General features: G+C 47.0%; 18 protein-coding genes and 3 pseudogenes. 12 read left to right on the top strand and 9 right to left on the bottom strand.

Going from position 1 to position 17560, the window contains the following annotated elements:
* Positions 1-238 precede the first annotated feature (238 nt).
* The 4 genes from KDD30_RS14865 to KDD30_RS14850 are packed head-to-tail and all read right to left on the bottom strand — an operon-like array spanning position 239 to position 4882.
* Positions 239-1627, bottom strand: coding sequence for a hypothetical protein (locus KDD30_RS14865; protein WP_211646521.1), 1389 nt, complete (start codon positions 1625-1627; stop codon positions 239-241).
* Positions 1627-3642, bottom strand: a complete 2016-nt coding sequence (locus tag KDD30_RS14860) for an ATP-binding protein (protein WP_211646520.1) — start codon at positions 3640-3642, stop codon at positions 1627-1629. The genes KDD30_RS14865 and KDD30_RS14860 overlap by 1 nt, the downstream gene beginning before the upstream one ends.
* Position 3643: 1 nt before the next feature.
* Positions 3644-4606, bottom strand: a complete 963-nt coding sequence (locus KDD30_RS14855; RefSeq protein WP_211646519.1) for a site-specific DNA-methyltransferase — start codon at positions 4604-4606, stop codon at positions 3644-3646.
* Between the two features lie 36 nt (positions 4607-4642).
* Entirely contained in the window at positions 4643-4882 is a 240-nt protein-coding gene (locus KDD30_RS14850) for a transcription factor (RefSeq protein ID WP_211646518.1), read from the bottom strand.
* A gap of 245 nt (positions 4883-5127) precedes the next feature.
* On the opposite strand from KDD30_RS14850, the pseudogene KDD30_RS14845 reads away from it, so the two are divergent.
* From KDD30_RS14845 to KDD30_RS14840, 3 genes and pseudogenes are all read left to right on the top strand, one after another.
* Positions 5128-5370, top strand: a pseudogene (locus KDD30_RS14845) (transposase); the annotation flags it as partial.
* Between the two features lie 107 nt (positions 5371-5477).
* Positions 5478-5744, top strand: coding sequence for a DUF6444 domain-containing protein (locus KDD30_RS24880; protein WP_031852812.1), 267 nt, complete (start codon positions 5478-5480; stop codon positions 5742-5744).
* A pseudogene (locus KDD30_RS14840) lies at positions 5741-6904 on the top strand (IS66 family transposase). The gene KDD30_RS24880 and the pseudogene KDD30_RS14840 overlap by 4 nt, the downstream one beginning before the upstream one ends.
* A gap of 309 nt (positions 6905-7213) precedes the next feature.
* Here KDD30_RS14840 and KDD30_RS14835 read toward each other — a convergent pair.
* Complete coding sequence (locus KDD30_RS14835) at positions 7214-8251, bottom strand: IS110 family transposase (protein ID WP_249199155.1); 1038 nt, start codon at positions 8249-8251, stop codon at positions 7214-7216.
* Between the two features lie 63 nt (positions 8252-8314).
* Between KDD30_RS14835 and KDD30_RS14830 the strand changes: the two are divergent.
* Positions 8315-9187, top strand: a pseudogene (locus KDD30_RS14830) (IS3 family transposase); the annotation flags it as partial.
* Here KDD30_RS14830 and KDD30_RS14825 read toward each other — a convergent pair.
* Both KDD30_RS14825 and KDD30_RS14820 read right to left on the bottom strand, forming a co-directional pair.
* Positions 9179-9532: an Arm DNA-binding domain-containing protein gene (locus KDD30_RS14825; protein WP_249199154.1), complete on the bottom strand. Its 354-nt coding sequence runs from the start codon at positions 9530-9532 to the stop codon at positions 9179-9181. The pseudogene KDD30_RS14830 and the gene KDD30_RS14825 sit on opposite strands and share 9 nt — an antisense overlap.
* 171 nt (positions 9533-9703) lie before the next feature.
* Positions 9704-10567, bottom strand: a complete 864-nt coding sequence (locus tag KDD30_RS14820; protein WP_211646516.1) for a YicC/YloC family endoribonuclease — start codon at positions 10565-10567, stop codon at positions 9704-9706.
* A 189-nt stretch (positions 10568-10756) separates the two neighbouring features.
* Between KDD30_RS14820 and rph the strand changes: the two genes are divergently transcribed.
* On the top strand, positions 10757-11473 hold the full coding sequence (rph, locus tag KDD30_RS14815; protein ID WP_211646515.1) for a ribonuclease PH: 717 nt from the start codon (positions 10757-10759) through the stop codon (positions 11471-11473).
* A gap of 120 nt (positions 11474-11593) precedes the next feature.
* Positions 11594-12235: an orotate phosphoribosyltransferase gene (gene pyrE, locus KDD30_RS14810; protein WP_211646514.1), complete on the top strand. Its 642-nt coding sequence runs from the start codon at positions 11594-11596 to the stop codon at positions 12233-12235.
* Between the two features lie 260 nt (positions 12236-12495).
* Here the strand turns inward: pyrE and slmA are convergent, their stop codons facing one another.
* Complete coding sequence (gene slmA, locus KDD30_RS14805) at positions 12496-13086, bottom strand: nucleoid occlusion factor SlmA (protein WP_211646513.1); 591 nt, start codon at positions 13084-13086, stop codon at positions 12496-12498.
* A 203-nt stretch (positions 13087-13289) separates the two neighbouring features.
* Positions 13290-14501: a bifunctional phosphopantothenoylcysteine decarboxylase/phosphopantothenate--cysteine ligase CoaBC gene (gene coaBC / locus KDD30_RS14800; RefSeq protein ID WP_211646512.1), complete on the bottom strand. Its 1212-nt coding sequence runs from the start codon at positions 14499-14501 to the stop codon at positions 13290-13292.
* A 259-nt stretch (positions 14502-14760) separates the two neighbouring features.
* On the opposite strand from coaBC, the gene radC reads away from it, so the two are divergent.
* The 6 genes from radC to mutM all read left to right on the top strand — a co-directional run bounded on the left by radC (position 14761) and on the right by mutM (position 17484).
* Complete coding sequence (gene radC / locus KDD30_RS14795) at positions 14761-15435, top strand: DNA repair protein RadC (protein WP_211646511.1); 675 nt, start codon at positions 14761-14763, stop codon at positions 15433-15435.
* Between the two features lie 170 nt (positions 15436-15605).
* Positions 15606-15842, top strand: a complete 237-nt coding sequence (rpmB, locus tag KDD30_RS14790) for a 50S ribosomal protein L28 (protein WP_036754752.1) — start codon at positions 15606-15608, stop codon at positions 15840-15842.
* Between the two features lie 14 nt (positions 15843-15856).
* Positions 15857-16024: a 50S ribosomal protein L33 gene (gene rpmG, locus KDD30_RS14785; protein WP_004405486.1), complete on the top strand. Its 168-nt coding sequence runs from the start codon at positions 15857-15859 to the stop codon at positions 16022-16024.
* Positions 16025-16152: 128 nt separating this feature from the next.
* The gene (locus KDD30_RS24595; protein WP_249199153.1) at positions 16153-16320 is read left to right on the top strand and encodes a hypothetical protein; all 168 of its coding nucleotides are present in this window, start codon (positions 16153-16155) and stop codon (positions 16318-16320) included.
* Positions 16317-16637 carry a hypothetical protein gene (locus KDD30_RS14780; RefSeq protein WP_249199152.1) on the top strand — a complete coding sequence of 107 codons (321 nt, stop codon included), beginning with the start codon at positions 16317-16319 and terminating at the stop codon, positions 16635-16637. The genes KDD30_RS24595 and KDD30_RS14780 overlap by 4 nt, the downstream gene beginning before the upstream one ends.
* Positions 16638-16671: 34 nt before the next feature.
* Positions 16672-17484, top strand: a complete 813-nt coding sequence (gene mutM, locus KDD30_RS14775) for a bifunctional DNA-formamidopyrimidine glycosylase/DNA-(apurinic or apyrimidinic site) lyase (protein WP_211646510.1) — start codon at positions 16672-16674, stop codon at positions 17482-17484.
* Positions 17485-17560: the final 76 nt, after the last annotated feature.

Genomic DNA, 17560 nt, shown 5'->3' with positions numbered 1-17560 from the left:
GGCCAAACTTAGTGTGCCACTACACCTCATTTATCTCTACTCTCTTTGAGCTAATATTTTCTCAGGTAATAGAGGGATAAATGGCACGCCAAACTGCCCTTTTTGGACAAAACAAGATCAAGTAATAGTGGCTACGTACATGTATCAAAGAGGAATAAAACTATAGTATGAATGTAAATTCGTTTGAAATAGAGGCGCCGTATATAGCACGCCTCTATTTTTAATTAGATGTGAAAATCTACTCACTCATAGATTGGATAGCAAATTTCTCCAACATCTTGGAAGAAGGGTGATTCGCGAGAGATACTAGCTGATTTACCAAAGCAATAGGCACAATAGAATTCTCGTACATATCACATTTTAAGTAATCCACTACATTTAGAATTTCATCAAGATTTGAGAACGAATTTCTATTCAATACTTTTACTTCGTTACTGTCATGTATTGGAATAGTTAATACCCAAGTTCGATCTGTTTGACTACGATAAATCAACTTTCCACTATAATATGATGTTGATGCGTATGGCGAAAGTTTGTCTAGTTCTTCCTCTGTAGATGGTCCAGGTAGAATATGTTTATAAATATAATTATTAAACAGCGGTAGGACTTGACCCTTTTTAAGGCAAGCATTTTCTCCTGAAGATATATGCTCTGCATGTTCAACAAAAGAGCCTGACTTTTCTAACCCAACCAACTTTAACGAATATTCCCGAGTATAAATATTACATAATTCCCTCATATCTTTATGCAACTTAGCTGTTTGACCAAAGAAACCAAGAGGTCCATCTTTAATAAAGAGGAAGCGCCTCAAAAAAGAAGGTTTTCTAGTGACAATTTCTTTGATGCAATGAACTATAATTATGTGCTCTATAACATTTGTTAGATAACCTAAAATACCACTAGCACCAAGTTCTTCATCTACAACCTCATGAAACCTTAGTATGTCAATAAGATTGAACTTTTCACCGTCGTATTCGAAATATCCACTAGAGTCAATCTCTGACTTTTCTATTTCTATATCTTTAAATACTTTATCATTTCTTTTTGGCAAGCTTCCAAAAGTGATATTCTTCAAAGACTCATCATTTCCAATACCTTTATTCTTAAACTCATGAAAGACAAGCCACTTTAAGGTATCTATATATTTTTTTTCATCACGAATCTCATTAAAGAACTCAATTAATGGAATTCTTACCGAGTCGATCATTGATAAAGAGTCTAAAGAGGTTGCTTTTGTTGGTATTGCAAGCTTAAAACGTTCTAACTTTTTAAATTTTTCCATTTTTTCTGGGTGAATAAATGGTGACTCGCCCAATTGCTTCAAATCATCGAGACTAAACTCTAAACCACCAAACTGAAAAAATGCAACCTTAGAACTGGGATAGTTTTTTCGCACTGTTACTTCAGAGTATCCACCATCTACCGCAATAATAGTTGTTATATTGCGATAAGAACCTGTTTCTATATCAAAAGCAAAGTCTCTAACATCATTCTCTGCCTCCTCATTAGTAGATGGAAACTTACATCTTTTCATCAAACTCTGAACATACGGATCGTTTATCACATGAGAATGTTGTGACTTACTGGCCCATTCAAATGGACGATTTCCCTTTGAACTGTAGCTCATCACATTCCCCTATTCGCCAAGAATCTATCAATCTGAACAGGAACAATAAATGGGTTTGTGTAGGTTTTCATTCTCACAAATCCCTTGTCATTTGTGGCAGAGAAGCGAACTAATGATTGTGTAAAATCCTTGAAATCATAATATTTCTCTAACTCTCTTGTTTCATCAATATTATTAAGATGAGCGATAAACCAATTTTGTGTGTTTTTTAAAATATTAGAACTAATTGAACTCACTTCTTGTGTCGCATATATCATTCCCAAGTGAAGTTTTGCTCCTTCCTTTGCGATCCTATTATATATTTGACTGAGGTCTTTATCATCCTTTTTGGGGAATAGGTTATGGGCCTCTTCAAAGTAAAACTGAATGAAATTGTTAGGAAGATTTTTTATAAATCTATCCATGGAAATATTAAAGACGGAACGGCATATTTTCTCCGAAAAAAGCCTTTGTACGACAGGTTCCCCCTGAGACAAATCAACAATAACAATCTTACCTTCTTGCAATAGCTTAGGAATTTCAACTTCAAATGATTCATCCATACTTATTGTATGCAAATTGTGCAGCTGCTTTACACGAATCTTTTTGTAACCACTGACTTGATTCTTTTTCCCTGGTGATTTATATGTAGATAAGAAAACCATCATAGACTTCAAGTCATCATTTGCCCATTCATATCCTTTTTTGTTTATATAATCCCTAAAAAAACTTAATTCGTCGTATTGTTCCCAAGCTCTTTCAAACCAAGTACATGCCTCTTCCAGAGTTAAGCCTTGTTTTGGGTCTAGTACTTTTTCCTCAAGAATAGTGCTGTTTATCTCAGCTGCTCCAGTGAATTTTACCTTTAAACCCTGAGGAACCTTGAAGCCAGCTCTATACAGGCAGCATTTATATGCAGCAATTAACCTATTGTGTCTAGTCCATTCAGATCCATTTACATTAGTGCTTTCTGGTGTTTCAAAATTAGCTGCAGTAAAGTTATTAACATAGTCCCCACCTATTGATTGCTCTTGAAGATAACTAGATATCAGGCTAAAACCACTTTCAATATCTTTAAAGAAGTTAACCTTCATTACCTTGAAATTATCACCTTTCTCCAAAACACTATATCTAACTACTTTATTTTTATATAGATCATAAATAGCTGTTCCCGAATCTTGTCTATTAGCATTGGCGTATTCACCATTAACATCAAATATAATTTGGCCGACAGGGAATGTAGGGCTACCGGAAGCAGAAAACTCCAATGTATCAACAGGGGCAGTAAGAAGTTCCGTTTTGGCTTTTGCCGATATTTCCTCGGTAGCTTCTATGATTTTCTTTACGGTATTAGACTTACCAGTACGAGTCATACCAAACATCGCAGATCTCTTACCTAAAAAGTCTTTAGGATTTACCCATACACCAACATCTTGTTCTTGTGTTTGGTGCCTGCGGCTGGAAGAATATCTGACACTACCAATTTTAAAATCAGAGTCTTGACCAGCTAAACCATCATCATCCCTCTGATTTACAATGAATTCAAGGACATCACCACTTGCTTTGTAAACACTATAATTGTTAGCCGAATAGAAGTTTTCAAGATCAGCGCCGAACTCTATTTTCCCATTTTGGTTTCGATAAAATACGCCAAGAACGCGACATTCAAGCCCTGAAAAACTAAACTCGTATCGCGTGAACTCATCTAGCTTTCCTCCTTTTACACTGCCAGCTCGACCAGATATATCTAAATTATCTTTATAATATTCGATCATTGATGATATTACATCGTTATCAGTCGGTAACTTTGTCTGTGAAAGAGCTCTCAATAGCACAGCTTCTTCAACACCGTCCTCACCATCGTAAAATGCTAGAAGGAAACAACCAGCTGGAATACCTTTTACCTGAGCCTTCCAAGCATCACAGACTAACAACCTCACTATGTCATATGACAAATAGAACGGGCGCCCAACAAACTGTTCTTTGTTTTTGCCTTCCTTTAACAAATCCGTCGATAAAGCTTCGTTCAAATTCATATTATTTCCTTTTTAAGTCAGGGTCTTCAAATCTGATTTTTGATTGTTCTGCGTACTTACAGTCCGCTTCAATAGACAACCATTTTCTATTTTTCAACTCAGCACAAAATCCAGATGTATTACTACCGCCAAAGGGATCAAAAACTATATCATTTTCATCAGTTAGAAATTCTATAAAGAAGTTTACAATACCTTTGTTCATTCTTGCTGGGTGAGGTGTAATACCTAGCTCTTTGCACTTCTTTGTAAAGAAGTCATTTGATGACACATTTGAGAAAGACATTACATTATGTGGTAGACGAACTTCTCGCGACTCGTCTAAAGGTTCCATCTCAAAGAAGTTATGGCAAATGCTGCCACCATGGTCTTTCAGAAACCCTGTTTCACTAATTTTATGTTCTGAAGGTCTTACGCCTGCATTGTAGCTCTGGCGTTCTAAAAGCTTTTTCATACTTTTGCTATAAGGACGTAAGACCTTACGGTTATCTGCTTTGGGAAAATCTGTTTTTGCCAACCACCAAACATGAGTATAGCTGTCAACAGTTCGCCAGCGATTTACTGTAACCCACTGAGCAGGTGAGGGAAGTTTGGCAGGGTTATAACAAATAAACTCTTGGATTAGTCGTAACTCGGAGTTTTCCTGCTTAGTCATTTCAAAAAGGCACTCTAAGTGTAAAGTAGACTGAACAGGTCTCTCAGGCTCCCAAGCATTCCCAATCTCAATAACAAGTGAGCCATCCTCAGCGAGGAGCTGATTGAATATTGGTGTTAGTTTTCTAAACCATTCACGATAAGCATCCCCAATCTCATTGCCGTATTTCTTCTTATTATTTAATGGGAACGGTGGGGAAGTAATTATTAAATTAACCTTCCCTTTGTAATTATTTATATCGTCCTCGTTCAGTGTCTCCAAAGAGTCACCTAGATAGAGTTTTCCAAGTTCAGTTTTATAATAAAGCTTCATTTAATGCTGATTACCTTTTTGTTTTATTCATTCTGGTTAAATTAGATCTGTTACTAAACCAGCAGCTTTCAATCTTGGAGTAAGATTACGCATCTTAGAAAATTCCGTCCCTAAACTTTCTCTGATGCGAACTCCTTCACAGAACTCCTTTGCGGTTATGTGGTTAAGATCATCAGCATATTTCAGCATTTGAAGATGCAGTTCGAGCGTGTAATGATTCCTTGGAGCACGTTCTAGGGCTTCCCGGATTTTATTGAAAATAGTTTGATCATCCATAGTGAGTCATCTGTGGCATATAATTTATATAATTTATATAAATTATATGCCCAGTTCAAGGGAAACTTGCCAACCCTCAGATTGCTAAATCAAATATTAGAAATTGTTAGTCAGAATGCCAGCCGAACGAGGGGTTACCATACGAGAAATCAATGACTCTTATAGAGATATCAGTCATTGTAGTGGTACGGTGAATTTGGCCACCTGATAAGAGGTGATATCATCACCTCTTATCAGGTGACACAATGACCAAGCAAACAAGAAGAAGATTTAGTCCTGAATTCAAGCATGGGGCCGCACAACTAGTCCTCGACCAGAATTACACGGTGAAAGAAGCAGCTGAAGCAATGAATGTTGGCAAATCAACCAAGGATAAATGGATTCGCCAACTCAAAGAAGAGCGGAACGGCATTGCACCAACTGGAACACCAATGACACCTGAACAGCTCGAAATCAAGGCGCTGAAGAAAAAGATCCAACGCATTGAAGGTAACCGTTCACCAGTCCCCCCATTGACAGCCTATAAAGTGTGACTAACAGCACTGGATCTACATTTGCCTGTTGAGTGATCCTTTTGAGGCTTCATGCTAAAAGCATGAAAAAGAAAAAATCCAAATTTGCAGCACACCCACCTGTTGCCTCAGATATCAACGAAGCGAACGCACTCATTGAAGAGTTGTGGGCGCAGCTTCGTGAATATGAAGATAAACTCAAGACCAGTTGCTCCAATTCTTCAAAGCCGCCTTCATCCGATGGACCCAAAGAACGGGCTGAACGAAAAAAGCTCAAAGCTCTGGTGGTCGCAATTCGAGAGGAGCTAAACCGGGTCACACAGGGCATCAACGACAACTCTCAACGCTGAAGGAAACAGACTCGGTTGTTGAGTGCTGGCCTGATGCCTGTTGCCCTTGCTGTGGTGAATCGGAGATGGTTTATCACAAGAAACCCTTTTATCGTCACCAAGTCCATGAAATACCGAAGCCCTGCGTAGATATTACGGAATACCAGCTTTACTCAGGGCAATGCCAACATTGCCAAAAAGTGAACAGAGCCCGCTTACCGGAAGGAACGCCGCAAGGCATCATGGGGCCAAACCTGCTCAGCTATACAGCCGTTCTGGCCGGGCAGTATCACCTGAGTGTCCGTAAAATCCAGTCTCTGCTCAAAGAGCAACTGGGCACCACATTCTCCATCGGAACCATCAGTGAAGCACAAACCAAAGTTGCTTCAATGCTGACTCCTCTACATCAGGCTATTCGGGACGGCATCCAAAAAGCACCTCTGGTACATATCGATGAAACCTCTCATCCGAGAAACGATGAATCCAGCCTGCGTTGGTGCTGGCTGGCGACCAGTGACGACCTGGTTTACGAGAAAATCCTGTACTCACGTTCAAGTCACTCAGCGAAGGTTATCCTGGGCGATGAATATTCCGGTGTTGTCGTCAGTGACCAGTGTCCGAGTTACAACTAGATACCACAGGGCCAACGCCAGCTCTGCTGGTCCCATATTAAGCGAAACCTGCAGCAAATCGCTGATTACAGTGGCGGACGTTTTTCCGCCAGAGTTGGCCGGGCTCTGACTCTTATCACCTGCGCTATCTTCAGAACGCGTCATCGCTTCGAAGAGAATGAGCTGTGCCATAAGCGATACATCCGTCGGATGCTCAGGCTTCAAAAAGCGTTCGACTACTGGCTTGAGAAAGGCCGGTCGATTGTGGTTCAAAGGTATAAAGGTCGCTGTAAAAAGCTGGAGCAGCATCGGCAAAACTTGTGGCTGTTCCTGAAACATGAATCCATCCCGCTTACCAACAATGAAGCTGAACGGCGAATACGTGGCAGCGTCATTCAACGCAAAATCAGCTTTGGTACCACCTCAGATGCGGGTGATAAGTTCAGAGGCCGAATGCACACGTTGGTAGAAACCTGCAAGAAACGTGGGCTATCAAGCTTGTCTGTACTAACAGAGAGCGTACAGGCGGTCACTGCGCGTCAGCCATATCCAAACGTTCTGAGCCTGTAGACCAAAGTCAATTACCTACTGGTGAACGGTTACCATTGAAGAAGAAAAGGAAATCTTGAAAAATGTATGGTCTGCTCCTGAATTGCAAGAGAAGTTCGATTTCAGAAGTCGTTTGCGTCAATGTATCCGGCCTATTCGCGAGCAATCTTTGTGCTCTGGCCTTGATGGGATCCGCACATCACCGTCCTAATAAAGCTTTCAGTCACAATAGACTGCTTTTTTAGCCAGGCTTCAGTGATGTGGGATGAACGCTTCTTTCATCAGTTTTCTTCCGCAAAACATAGGATAGCTATTGTTGTAGTGGATGCTTTATACCGTGCTCGGGTATGCCTGATATTCTCGACCAGAGGTTAATACCTTCCAGCAGATACGAATGAGTTTGTTTGCCAGCGCAATAAGAACCACATGGTGATGATGTGAGGCCTCCAGTCTGCCAATCCACTTCCCAAGGGAAGACTGCTCTCGATTCATGTGAATTTTCAATGCTTTTGCTCCTTGGACAACCAACGTTCGTAAGTAGGTGTTACCTCGTTTACTGATGCTCCCGAGGTTAGACTTTCCTCCGGTCGAATATTGCTTCGGTACCAACCCCAACCAGGCTGACATATCCCTTGCTCGTTTGAACTGGTTTCCGCTGCCAACAGCCGCAATCAAAGCCGTTGATACGATTGGGCCGATGCCGGGTACTGTGCTTATCAACTTGCATTGTTCGGACGCGATTGCCGCCTGTTTCAATAATTCACTCATCTCGTCTATCTGAACATCAAGGTACTGCCAGCGTTCTCGTAAACGAAAAACTAACGCACGCATGAAATCTGGCAATCCATTGTCAGCATCTTCCAAAATACTTGGAAGGGCTCGCTCAAATACCTTCCGTCCTACAGGTACTGTTATCCCGTATTCCAACAAAAGTGCGCGCATCTGATTAACAACAGCTGTTCGTTCCGTAATAAATCTCTGTCGGACTCGGTGTGTTGCCTGCAACGCAAGCTGTTCATCAGTTTTTAATGGCACACAGCGCATAGAGCCACGACTACCAGCTTCGGCAATCGCAGCGGCGTCATTGAAGTCGTTCTTATTTGATTTCAAGTAAGGTTTTACAAACTGTGCCGGGATTATCTTCACTTCAAAGCCAGCATCAGCAAACATGCGCCCCCAATACTGAGAGCCAGGGCATGCTTCAAAACACACGGTTGTTGGCGGCGTATTGATGACAAACTCTTTCATTTGGCTTCGAGTTAGCTTTTGTCTGGAGAGAATGTGTCCCTGCTTATCCATCGCAATCATGTGAAAACAGTTTTTGCCCAGGTCGATACCATAAATGTACACGTTTGAGTTGGTCATCATATATCTCCTTCATCAGCCCTACATTCAGCATAAGAAGTTCGGGGGGAGCAGACCATCCCATTAGGCTACGGCTCTCTTAATGTCGGACTCCCTGAACAATTCTCGATAGTCGAGAAGCTTAAGAAGAGCCATTCAGTCAAGCTGCTTTGCAACGTGTTCGGGATCCATCGCAGCAGCTTTAAATACTGGGTTGAGCGCCCTAAAAAGGACTTATTAACCCAAGATGTACGCTTAATAGCTGAAATTCGGCAGGTGCACAATGATAGTCGCGGTTCAGCGGGCGCCCGCACAATAGCGGAAATAGTCACGGCCAGATGAGTACATCTGAGTCGCTATCGCGCACGTAACTTCATGAAAAAGTTGAATATGACCAGTTGCCAGCTCCCCAAACACGCTTACAAAAAAGCAGAGCGAGAGCACCTAGAAATTCCCAACAGGCTTGACCGTCAATTTGCAGTAACTCAGCCTAATCAAGTGTGGTGTGGCGATGTGACGTACGTGTGGGCTGGTAACAGATGGTGCTATTTAGCTGTTGTTATTGATCTTTTTTCCAGGAAGCCCATTGGCTGGGCAATGTCATTGTCGCCTGACAGCGCTTTGACATGTAAAGCACTTTCAATGGCGTTCGAATCAAGAAGGCGCCCTAATGGCGTGATGTTTCACTCAGACCAGGGATGTCATTATACAAGCAGAAAATATCGCCAGCAGCTTTGGCGTTTCCAAATCACTCAGAGCCTAAGTCGTCGAGGTAATTGCTGGGATAATAGTCCTATGGAGCGGTTCTTTAAAAGCTTCAAGAGCGAATGGATACCTGAAATAGGCTACAGGAGCTTCAGTGAAGCTAAAACTGAAATTACCGAATACATTATTGGCTATTACAGCCAGGTCAGGCCGCATCAGTACAACGGTGGTCTAACACCAAACGAGTCAGAATGAAGGTACTGGCAAGAATACAAAACTGTGGCCAATTTTCATTGACCACTTCACATCGACCGATATGATACCAGTCCACTTTTGACGCTGTTTTGCAATGAGGGGATCTACTCCTTGCCTTAAGTCACGTTTAAACACTTCGACTTCTGATCTTGCATCGGCCAATGACATACCAGGGTACTGCCCCAGAGTCATTTGTTTACGTTTGCCATTTCCACTATATCGAAGGGCCCAATAGGGCGCTCCTGAATCTGGAACGACAAAGTAGAGTCCTTTTCCGTCGGACTTTCTAATTGGTTCATCTGATTTTGCAAGTGCGGCCACCTGCTTTGCTGTCATAGATGCCATTGTGCCTCCTAATACTCACCATTTGATGCAAGTATAGCGAGGCATTACTCACCAGTTAACTCACCGCTTGGATGAAACAGATTGAAACGTACAAGAACAGAATGGAAATAAAAAGCCCTGATAAATCAGGGCTTTGGTGAACATTGGAAAGCTTTGGAAAACAAGAGAAAATTATTCAATATTCTGGATCTGCTCGCGCATCTGTTCGATCAGCACTTTGAGTTCAACGGCTGAGGCGGTGATCTCTGTGTTGATGGACTTAGAGGCGAGAGTGTTCGATTCGCGGTTGAATTCCTGCATCATGAAGTCCAGACGTCGGCCACAGGCGCCGCCTTTTTTCAGAATTTTGTGCGTTTCTTTCACATGGGAATCGAGACGGTCCAGCTCTTCAGCGACATCGCTCTTCTGGGCCAGCAGGATCAGTTCCTGTTCTACGCGGTTCGCGTCCAGCTCGATCTTGGCTTCTTCCAGACGGTTCAGAATCCGCTCGCGTTGCCATTGCATCACTTCCGGCATCAGCGCGCGCACTTTGGTGGCTTCTGCTGTGATGGCATCCAGACGCTGGTCGATCAGGTCTTTCATATTGGCGCCTTCGCTGGCACGGGCCGCGATGAAGTCGTCGACTGCACCGTCAAATGCGGTCAGCAGTTCCTGATTGATGGCGTCCATATCCTGCTCCGGCGTTTCCATCACGCCCGGCCAGTTCAGCACCTGAAACGGGCCGATATTGCCTTCACCGGCGGCTTCTTTCACCCAGCTGGCGGCTTTGATCACCTGCTTGGCTAAAGATTCATTGATGCGCAGTTCTGTGCTGGCAGCCGGGTTGGCTTCAAAGCGCAGGCTGCATTCCACCTTGCCGCGTGCCAGACGCTGACGAAAACGCTCGCGCAGCACAGGTTCCAGGCTGCGGAACTGCTCAGGCAGGCGCAGGTAAGTTTCCAGATATCGTTGGTTTACCGAACGGATTTCCCAAACGGCGCTGCCCCAGTCGCCTTTTACTTCGCGACGGGCATAGGCGGTCATGCTGTGAATCATTGGCTATCGGCCCTTAAGAAATGATGGCTTGATTATACGTGCCAGTACGAATAATGGAAATTGATCCGCAGCGGGAAGGCAAGTTCGGGGATGCAAGGGCGGGGAGATCTGGCTATAATCGCCGGTTAATGTCAGGCCGCCCTCCGGTGGTCCGGTTCCAGCTCATAATAGCAACCAAGGTGAAGCCCGATGCGTCCAAGCGGAAGAAGTGCCAGTCAAGTTCGCCCGATTACCATTACCCGTCATTTCACAGCCCATGCCGAAGGCTCGGTGCTGGTTGAATTCGGCGACACCAAGGTGATTTGTACCGCCAGTGTTGAAGAAAGCGTGCCGCGCTGGCTGAAAGGCAAAGGCCAGGGCTGGGTCACGGCAGAATACGGCATGCTGCCCCGTGCGACACATTCCCGGAATCGTCGTGAGGCGGCCAATGGGAAACAGGGTGGGCGCACACTGGAAATTCAGCGCCTGATTGCCCGCAGCCTGCGTGCAGCGGTTGATCTGGAAGTGCTGGGCGAGCAGATGATCACGGTCGACTGTGATGTGATTCAGGCGGATGGCGGAACGCGCACGGCTTCGATTACCGGTGCGATGGTTGCGCTGACCGATGCGATCCAGGTGATGATGGAAAAAGGCCTGCTGAAGAAAAACCCGCTGAAAACCACCATTGCTGCGGTCTCGGTGGGAATTTATGAAGGCACTGCCGTTTGCGATCTGGATTATGCCGAAGATTCCAATGCCGAAACCGACATGAATGTGATCATGAACCGGGAAGGCAAAATCATTGAGATTCAGGGCACGGCCGAAGGGGAAGCCTTCAGTACCGAAGAATTGATGGCCATGCTGTCGTTGGCGAAAGACGGCATTGCAGAGATCATCAAAGTCCAGCAGGCATCGCTGGAAAGTTAATGTTTTTGGAGCGGTTCCTGTTGGAGCCGCTTTTTTTTGCCTGTAGCCCATGGATCTGCAGGTTTGCCGGCCGGAAACTGAATCCGGCCGGTGATGCGATTAACCGCTTGAGGAGAAACAATGAAAGCATATCAACGCCAGTTTATTGAATTTGCATTGGAAAAAGGTGTTCTGAAGTTTGGTGAGTTCACCCTGAAATCTGGCCGGAAGAGCCCGTACTTTTTCAATGCCGGTCTGTTCAACACCGGCCGTGATCTGGCGCGTCTGGGGCGCTTTTATGCGGCGGCGCTGGCGGATTCCGGCATCGCGTTTGATGTGCTCTTTGGCCCGGCCTACAAAGGCATTCCGATTGCGACCACCACGGCGGTCGCGCTGGCAGACCATCATGAGGTTGATACGCCTTACTGTTTTAACCGGAAGGAAGCCAAGGATCATGGCGAAGGCGGCAATCTGGTCGGCAGCCCGCTGGCAGGGCGTATCATGCTGGTCGATGATGTGATCACCGCAGGCACGGCGATTCGTGAGTCGATGGAAATCATCCAGGCCCATGGTGCGGATCTGGCCGGTGTGCTGGTGGCCATTGACCGTCAGGAAAAAGGCAAGGGCGAGCTGTCGGCAATTCAGGAAGTGGAACGCGATTTTGGCTGTGCTGTCATTTCCATTGTGTCGCTGGGTGATGTCGTCAGCTATCTGGAAGCGCAGGACGGCATGGAAACCCATCTGGAAGCGGTGAAAGCATACCGGGCTGAATACGGGATCTAATCCCTTTCAGCACGAACCACGAAGGGCTGGCAGCGATGCCAGCCTTTTTTGATCGTTTGGTGATCGGGTCGTCGAGCTGAAAAGGGAAGAGAGAAAGTTATACCAATCAAAGTCAGTCAGTGATCAAAAATAGCGCAGGAAAAATGTTTGAGAACAAGGCAGATTTTTTAGATCAGTAGTCATTCTACAATCAAAAAATCTAACGCAGTGATCGAACATTTGAACAAGCTAGGATGACCAGTGATTGACTGCGATTGGTATTAGCTCAACTGATTGGTCAGTAGATCCCAGTAAGCATCGAAATTGTCATTCGGCTTATGGCGGAAACTGGAGCGCACATAGCGGTTAAAGCTGCCTTCGACCTGACCCAACAGCTGGGCAGACAGAACATTTTCGTCAATCGGGAAGCCACGGCCTTCACGGAGTTTACGCTCGCGCAGAATCTGGCGCAGCTGGGTTTCAATCCGCTCAAATAGTTGGTTGATACGCGATTGCAGCCGGTCCTGTTCAAACATCAGGGCATGGCCGGTCATAATCCGGGTCAGGCCAGGGTTGCGCTCTGCGAATACCAGCAGCAGTTGCAGCACCATACGTAGTCGGGTCATGGTGTCTTTTTCGTCATCCAGGATCCGGTTGATGCGTGTGGTAATTGAATCTTCAATAAACTCAATCAGGCCTTCAAACATACGGGCCTTGCTGGGAAAGTGGCGATACAGGGCCGCTTCTGAAACACCGACCTGAGCGGCCAGTTTCGCGGTGGTAATGCGTTGGCTGCCCTGGTTAGATTCCAGCATTTCAGCCAAAGCCTGCAAGATTTCTTCGCGGCGGTTGTTTTTTTTATTGCCAGCCATGAATAACCGTTCCTTTTCGATGTAAGACTGTGTCCGGACAGAAAAACCTGAGTATCTTAGCCATGCAAACAGGGCATGGAAAGTGTCTGAATCCGGCAGTGTTATCTCTATCGGCAGCCAGAGTGTCAGCTTGAGAGCTGGCTGCCAAAAAAGCCTGTGATGCGGTGTATGGGGTCACCCCCCGGCGGTTGGATGGGCCGGGGTCAGGATTGTTGTCGGTAGCAGTGGATGATTTCGCCGATTAACTGGCGTCCGAGTGAAACCTTATCTGTGAGCGGCAAAGCCTTGTCACCTGTCTTCCAATACAGGTGGAGGGCGTTGGTCTCACTATTGAATCCATGGCCTTGCTGAGCAACGTCATTGGCACAGATCAAATCAAGGTTCTTCCGTTGCAGTTTATCCTGAGCGTAGTGGGCCACATCCTGCGTTTCGGCTGCGAATCCGACCGTGAACGGCCGTTGTTCCGTCAGTGCAGCGACATCGGCGATGATATCCGGATTCTTCACCAGCTTCAGGATCAGTTCGTCTTTCCCGGATTGTTTCTTCATTTTCTGTGCAGCCACTTCTGCTGCCCGGAAATCCGCAACGGCAGCGCAACCGATAAAGATATCGTGACAGGTCGCCTGCGTCATGGCCGTCTGATGCATCTCCACGGCGCTCTCGACATCAATCCGGGTGACCCCTGCCGGGGTTGGCAGGGAAACCGGCCCGCTGATCAGGGTCACCTGAGCGCCCCGTGCCGCCGCCGCGGCAGCAATGGCGAATCCCATTTTGCCTGAGCTGTGATTGGTCAGATAGCGTACCGGATCCAGTGCTTCCCGTGTCGGGCCTGCGGTGACGGCGATACGGAGGCCAGCCAGATCGTCCGGCTGAAAAAAATGTTCGACTTCATGGACCAGCGCCATGGGTTCCAGCATCCGGCCCGGGCCGACATCGCCACAGGCTTGCTCACCGCTGGCTGGGCCCCAGATGTGATGACCCCAGTTGGCCAGTGCGGTCAGGTTTTCCTGAGTGGCTGGCTGGCGGTACATCTGCTGGTTCATCGCCGGTGCAACGGCAATCGGTGCATGGGTGGCCAGGCACAGCGTGGTCAGCAGGTCATTGCCCATACCAGCGCGCAAGCGGGCAATCAGATCGGCTGTGGCAGGTGCCAGCAGGACTAAATCGGCCCATTTTGCCAATTCAATATGTCCCATCGACGCTTCTGCAGCCGGATCCAGCAGGCTTTCGGCAACCGGCTGTCCCGACACGGCTTGCAGGGTGAGCGGTGTAATGAATTCTTTGGCGGCCGGGGTCATGACGATACGGACTTCAGCGCCGCGTTCAATCAGTCGCCGGGTCAACTCGGCGCACTTATAGGCTGCAATGCCACCGCTGATCCCCAGAAGTATTTTTTTTCCTGCCAGTGTTTTCATCCGATTGCCTGATTCCTGAAAAAACTGGCAACACGATATCACCAAAGCCGAAGAGATTCATCGCTTAAGTCACCAGAAAAATGACGCTTTCTGTGTCCGAACTCACCTTCTCGCCGGGGCGTGGCTCGACAGACCCTGTCTGGCGGTGTGAAACATGATGTCAGACGTGTCAGGAGTGTCGCATTTTCGGTGCGAGTGCTTTGCCATGCGGCTGAGACTCCATTCTGCTGAGGCAAAATAAACATGAGGTGAAGACAGGATGGTTTTGAAGCATTTGCCGCAGGAAGCGCGGCCGAGGGAAAAGCTGTTACAACGCGGTGCTGGCGCATTATCGGATGCCGAATTGCTGGCCATTTTTCTGCGGACCGGGCTTCCCGGCCTGAATGTGGTGGAGCTGGCAGGACGTTTACTGGAAGAATTCGGCTCCTTACGGGCCTTGCTGGCCGCAGATCATAAAACGTTTTGCCTGCATAAAGGGTTGGGGCCTGCCAAGTATGTGCAATTGCAGGCGGTACTGGAGATGAGTTTACGGTATTTGTCTGAGCAACTGAAAAAAGGGGAAGCCATGACCAGCCCGGAGGCGACTCGCCGATATCTCAGCCAGGTGCTTCGGGATCGCCACCGGGAAGTTTTTTATATTTTATTTCTGGATAATCAGCATCGGGTTATTGAGGGGGAGGTGATGTTTGAGGGAACCATTGACGCCGCGAGTGTTTATCCGCGCGAAGTGGTAAAAAGATCGCTGGAACTTAATGCAGCGGCGGTGATTTTAGCGCATAATCACCCCTCAGGCGTGGCGGAGCCAAGTCAGGCCGATCGGCGAATTACGCGGAGGATCAGCGATGCGCTGGCCCTGGTGGACATTCGGATCCTCGATCACTTCGTTGTTGGTGATGGTGAAGTGGTTTCTTTTGCTGAACGAGGTTGGCTATAAAGTAGGCCGAAATTGATCAAAAAGACAAGAAAGGATCTGCTCGGGACTTGAGCAACTGGTTTTGACTTAGTATAATGCGCGACCTTTGATAGCTTCGGTTAGATGGAATGCTTCTTGCGTTCGGTTAATCGCGGTTGATATCGAGCTGAAACGATTTGGAGAAGACAGTAATGTCCCGAGTATGCCAAGTAACTGGTAAGCGTCCTGTAACGGGTAACAACCGTTCACACGCACGTAATGCCACCAAGCGTCGTTTTCTGCCGAACCTGCAAACTCATCGTTTCTGGGTAGAAAGCGAAAAACGCTTCGTTAAACTACGCCTTTCTGCGAAAGGCATGCGTATCATTGATAAGAAAGGTATCGATACCGTTCTGTCTGAAATGCGTGCTCGCGGCGAGAAGGTTTAAGAGGATTCTAAACAATGGCTAAAGGCATTCGTGAGAAGATCCGTCTGGTATCATCTGCCGGCACCGGTCACTTCTACACTACCGACAAAAACAAGCGTAACATGCCAGGCAAATTTGAGATCAAGAAATTTGATCCAGTTGTCCGTAAGCACGTTATGTACAAAGAAGCAAAAATCAAGTAATTGGTTCCTTTTGCTTTTTGATAAAAACCCAGCCAAGGCTGGGTTTTTTTATGGCTGCCGTTTGAGGTGGCTTGGCTATCGCCCGCAAGCGGGCTACCATCACTGACGTGTATTGCGGAGAGGACGGCATGAAATTGTCACGGAAAGGATGGAATAACATCATCATTATCGGGGTGTTGCTTTTTGTTGCAATCATCCAGTTACCGCCATTGCTGAAAGAGCGGATGGCCGGTCATGAACCGCAAGCGGCGAATACTGCTGGCCTGGTGCGGCTGCTCCCCCGGATGCCCGGGTGACCCGGCTGGCCTTACCCAATGTTGCTTTCACGCAAAGCGCTGGCCAATGGCAGGCAGAGCCTGTCATGAACGGCGATCCTGCAGTTCTGGTTTCGCACTGGGCGGAGTTGGCAGGGACTCAAGTTGATTCGGGCACCTTCAATCAGCTCAGTGAGCAATTGACCGCGCCGCGCAGTGTTGAAGTCTGGCTGGCTGATCATGAAGAACCTTATCGTCTGACGGTTTATCAGCTGCCACAATTCTGGCTGCTGCAAAACTGGCAGGGCGACTGGCTGGCGGTGACCGTTGCACCGGATTATCTGTTCCCGTCGCTTTAAAGTATTTCCCCTCAATCAAGAAGTCTGAGAAAACATGCCTGAATTACCTGAAGTTGAAGTCAGCCGGATGGGGATCACCCCGCATGTCGTGGGTCAGACCGTGACTCGGGTGACGGTGCGGAATCCGAGCCTGCGCTGGCCGATCCCCGCAGAATTGAAATTACTTGAAGGGCAGATGATTCGCGGGGTTGAGCGCCGTGCGAAATATCTGCTGCTGGAAACCGATGCTGGTTTTGCCATCATTCACTTAGGGATGTCGGGCAGCCTGCGTATCTTGCCGACAGAGATCCCGCCAGCCAAACACGATCATGTGGATGTTTTACTCGCCAGTGGTGAAGTGTTGCGTTACAACGATCCGCGTCGTTTTGGCGCCTGGCTGTGGCAGGCGCGGGACACGGAACACCCGGTGCTGAGTAAGCTCGGACCTGAGCCGCTGAGTGAAGTCTTTCATGCGGATTATCTGATTGATAAAGCCAAAGGGAAGCGGACTGTGGTGAAGCAGTTCATTATGGACAATCAGGTTGTTGTGGGGGTGGGCAACATCTATGCCAATGAATCTTTGTTCGCTGCAGGGATCCATCCTCAGGCCCCGGCGGGTTCATTATCTCCGGCGCGGCTGACCCGGCTGGTGGCAGACATCAAACAGGTGCTTGCTCAGGCGATTACGCAGGGCGGAACCACACTGAAGGATTTTAAACAAAGTGACGGCAAACCCGGTTATTTTGCACAGGAGCTGCAAGTGTACGGGAAGGCAGGCAAACCTTGCCCCCGGTGTGGTACGGAACTCAATGAGGTCAAAATCGGGCAGCGTGCTACAGTCTATTGTAGTGAGTGCCAACATTTTTAGATAAATATAAGATTAGTCAGGCCTCACTTCGGAATTCTTTGGGGAATGGTAAGGAGGCCATCGCAGCCTCCAATGG

It is taken from the genome of Photobacterium sp. GJ3 (assembly GCF_018199995.1).
GTDB lineage: Bacteria > Pseudomonadota > Gammaproteobacteria > Enterobacterales > Vibrionaceae > Photobacterium.
This window is presented reverse-complemented; position numbering and strand designations above follow the sequence as displayed.

Coding starts and splice junctions, on each gene's coding strand:
- KDD30_RS14850 (WP_211646518.1), bottom strand. CDS start 4,882: ATGGATGATCAAACTATTTTCAATAAAATCCGGGAAGCCCTAGAACGT.
- slmA (WP_211646513.1), bottom strand. CDS start 13,086: ATGGCTGGCAATAAAAAAAACAACCGCCGCGAAGAAATCTTGCAGGCT.
- KDD30_RS24595 (WP_249199153.1), top strand. CDS start 16,153: ATGAAATTGTCACGGAAAGGATGGAATAACATCATCATTATCGGGGTG.
- pyrE (WP_211646514.1), top strand. CDS start 11,594: ATGAAAGCATATCAACGCCAGTTTATTGAATTTGCATTGGAAAAAGGT.
- KDD30_RS14860 (WP_211646520.1), bottom strand. CDS start 3,642: ATGAATTTGAACGAAGCTTTATCGACGGATTTGTTAAAGGAAGGCAAA.
- KDD30_RS14865 (WP_211646521.1), bottom strand. CDS start 1,627: ATGAGCTACAGTTCAAAGGGAAATCGTCCATTTGAATGGGCCAGTAAG.
- KDD30_RS14820 (WP_211646516.1), bottom strand. CDS start 10,567: ATGATTCACAGCATGACCGCCTATGCCCGTCGCGAAGTAAAAGGCGAC.
- KDD30_RS14855 (WP_211646519.1), bottom strand. CDS start 4,606: ATGAAGCTTTATTATAAAACTGAACTTGGAAAACTCTATCTAGGTGAC.
- KDD30_RS24880 (WP_031852812.1), top strand. CDS start 5,478: ATGAAAAAGAAAAAATCCAAATTTGCAGCACACCCACCTGTTGCCTCA.
- mutM (WP_211646510.1), top strand. CDS start 16,672: ATGCCTGAATTACCTGAAGTTGAAGTCAGCCGGATGGGGATCACCCCG.
- rph (WP_211646515.1), top strand. CDS start 10,757: ATGCGTCCAAGCGGAAGAAGTGCCAGTCAAGTTCGCCCGATTACCATT.
- KDD30_RS14825 (WP_249199154.1), bottom strand. CDS start 9,532: ATGGCATCTATGACAGCAAAGCAGGTGGCCGCACTTGCAAAATCAGAT.
- KDD30_RS14835 (WP_249199155.1), bottom strand. CDS start 8,251: ATGATGACCAACTCAAACGTGTACATTTATGGTATCGACCTGGGCAAA.
- rpmB (WP_036754752.1), top strand. CDS start 15,606: ATGTCCCGAGTATGCCAAGTAACTGGTAAGCGTCCTGTAACGGGTAAC.
- coaBC (WP_211646512.1), bottom strand. CDS start 14,501: ATGAAAACACTGGCAGGAAAAAAAATACTTCTGGGGATCAGCGGTGGC.
- rpmG (WP_004405486.1), top strand. CDS start 15,857: ATGGCTAAAGGCATTCGTGAGAAGATCCGTCTGGTATCATCTGCCGGC.
- radC (WP_211646511.1), top strand. CDS start 14,761: ATGGTTTTGAAGCATTTGCCGCAGGAAGCGCGGCCGAGGGAAAAGCTG.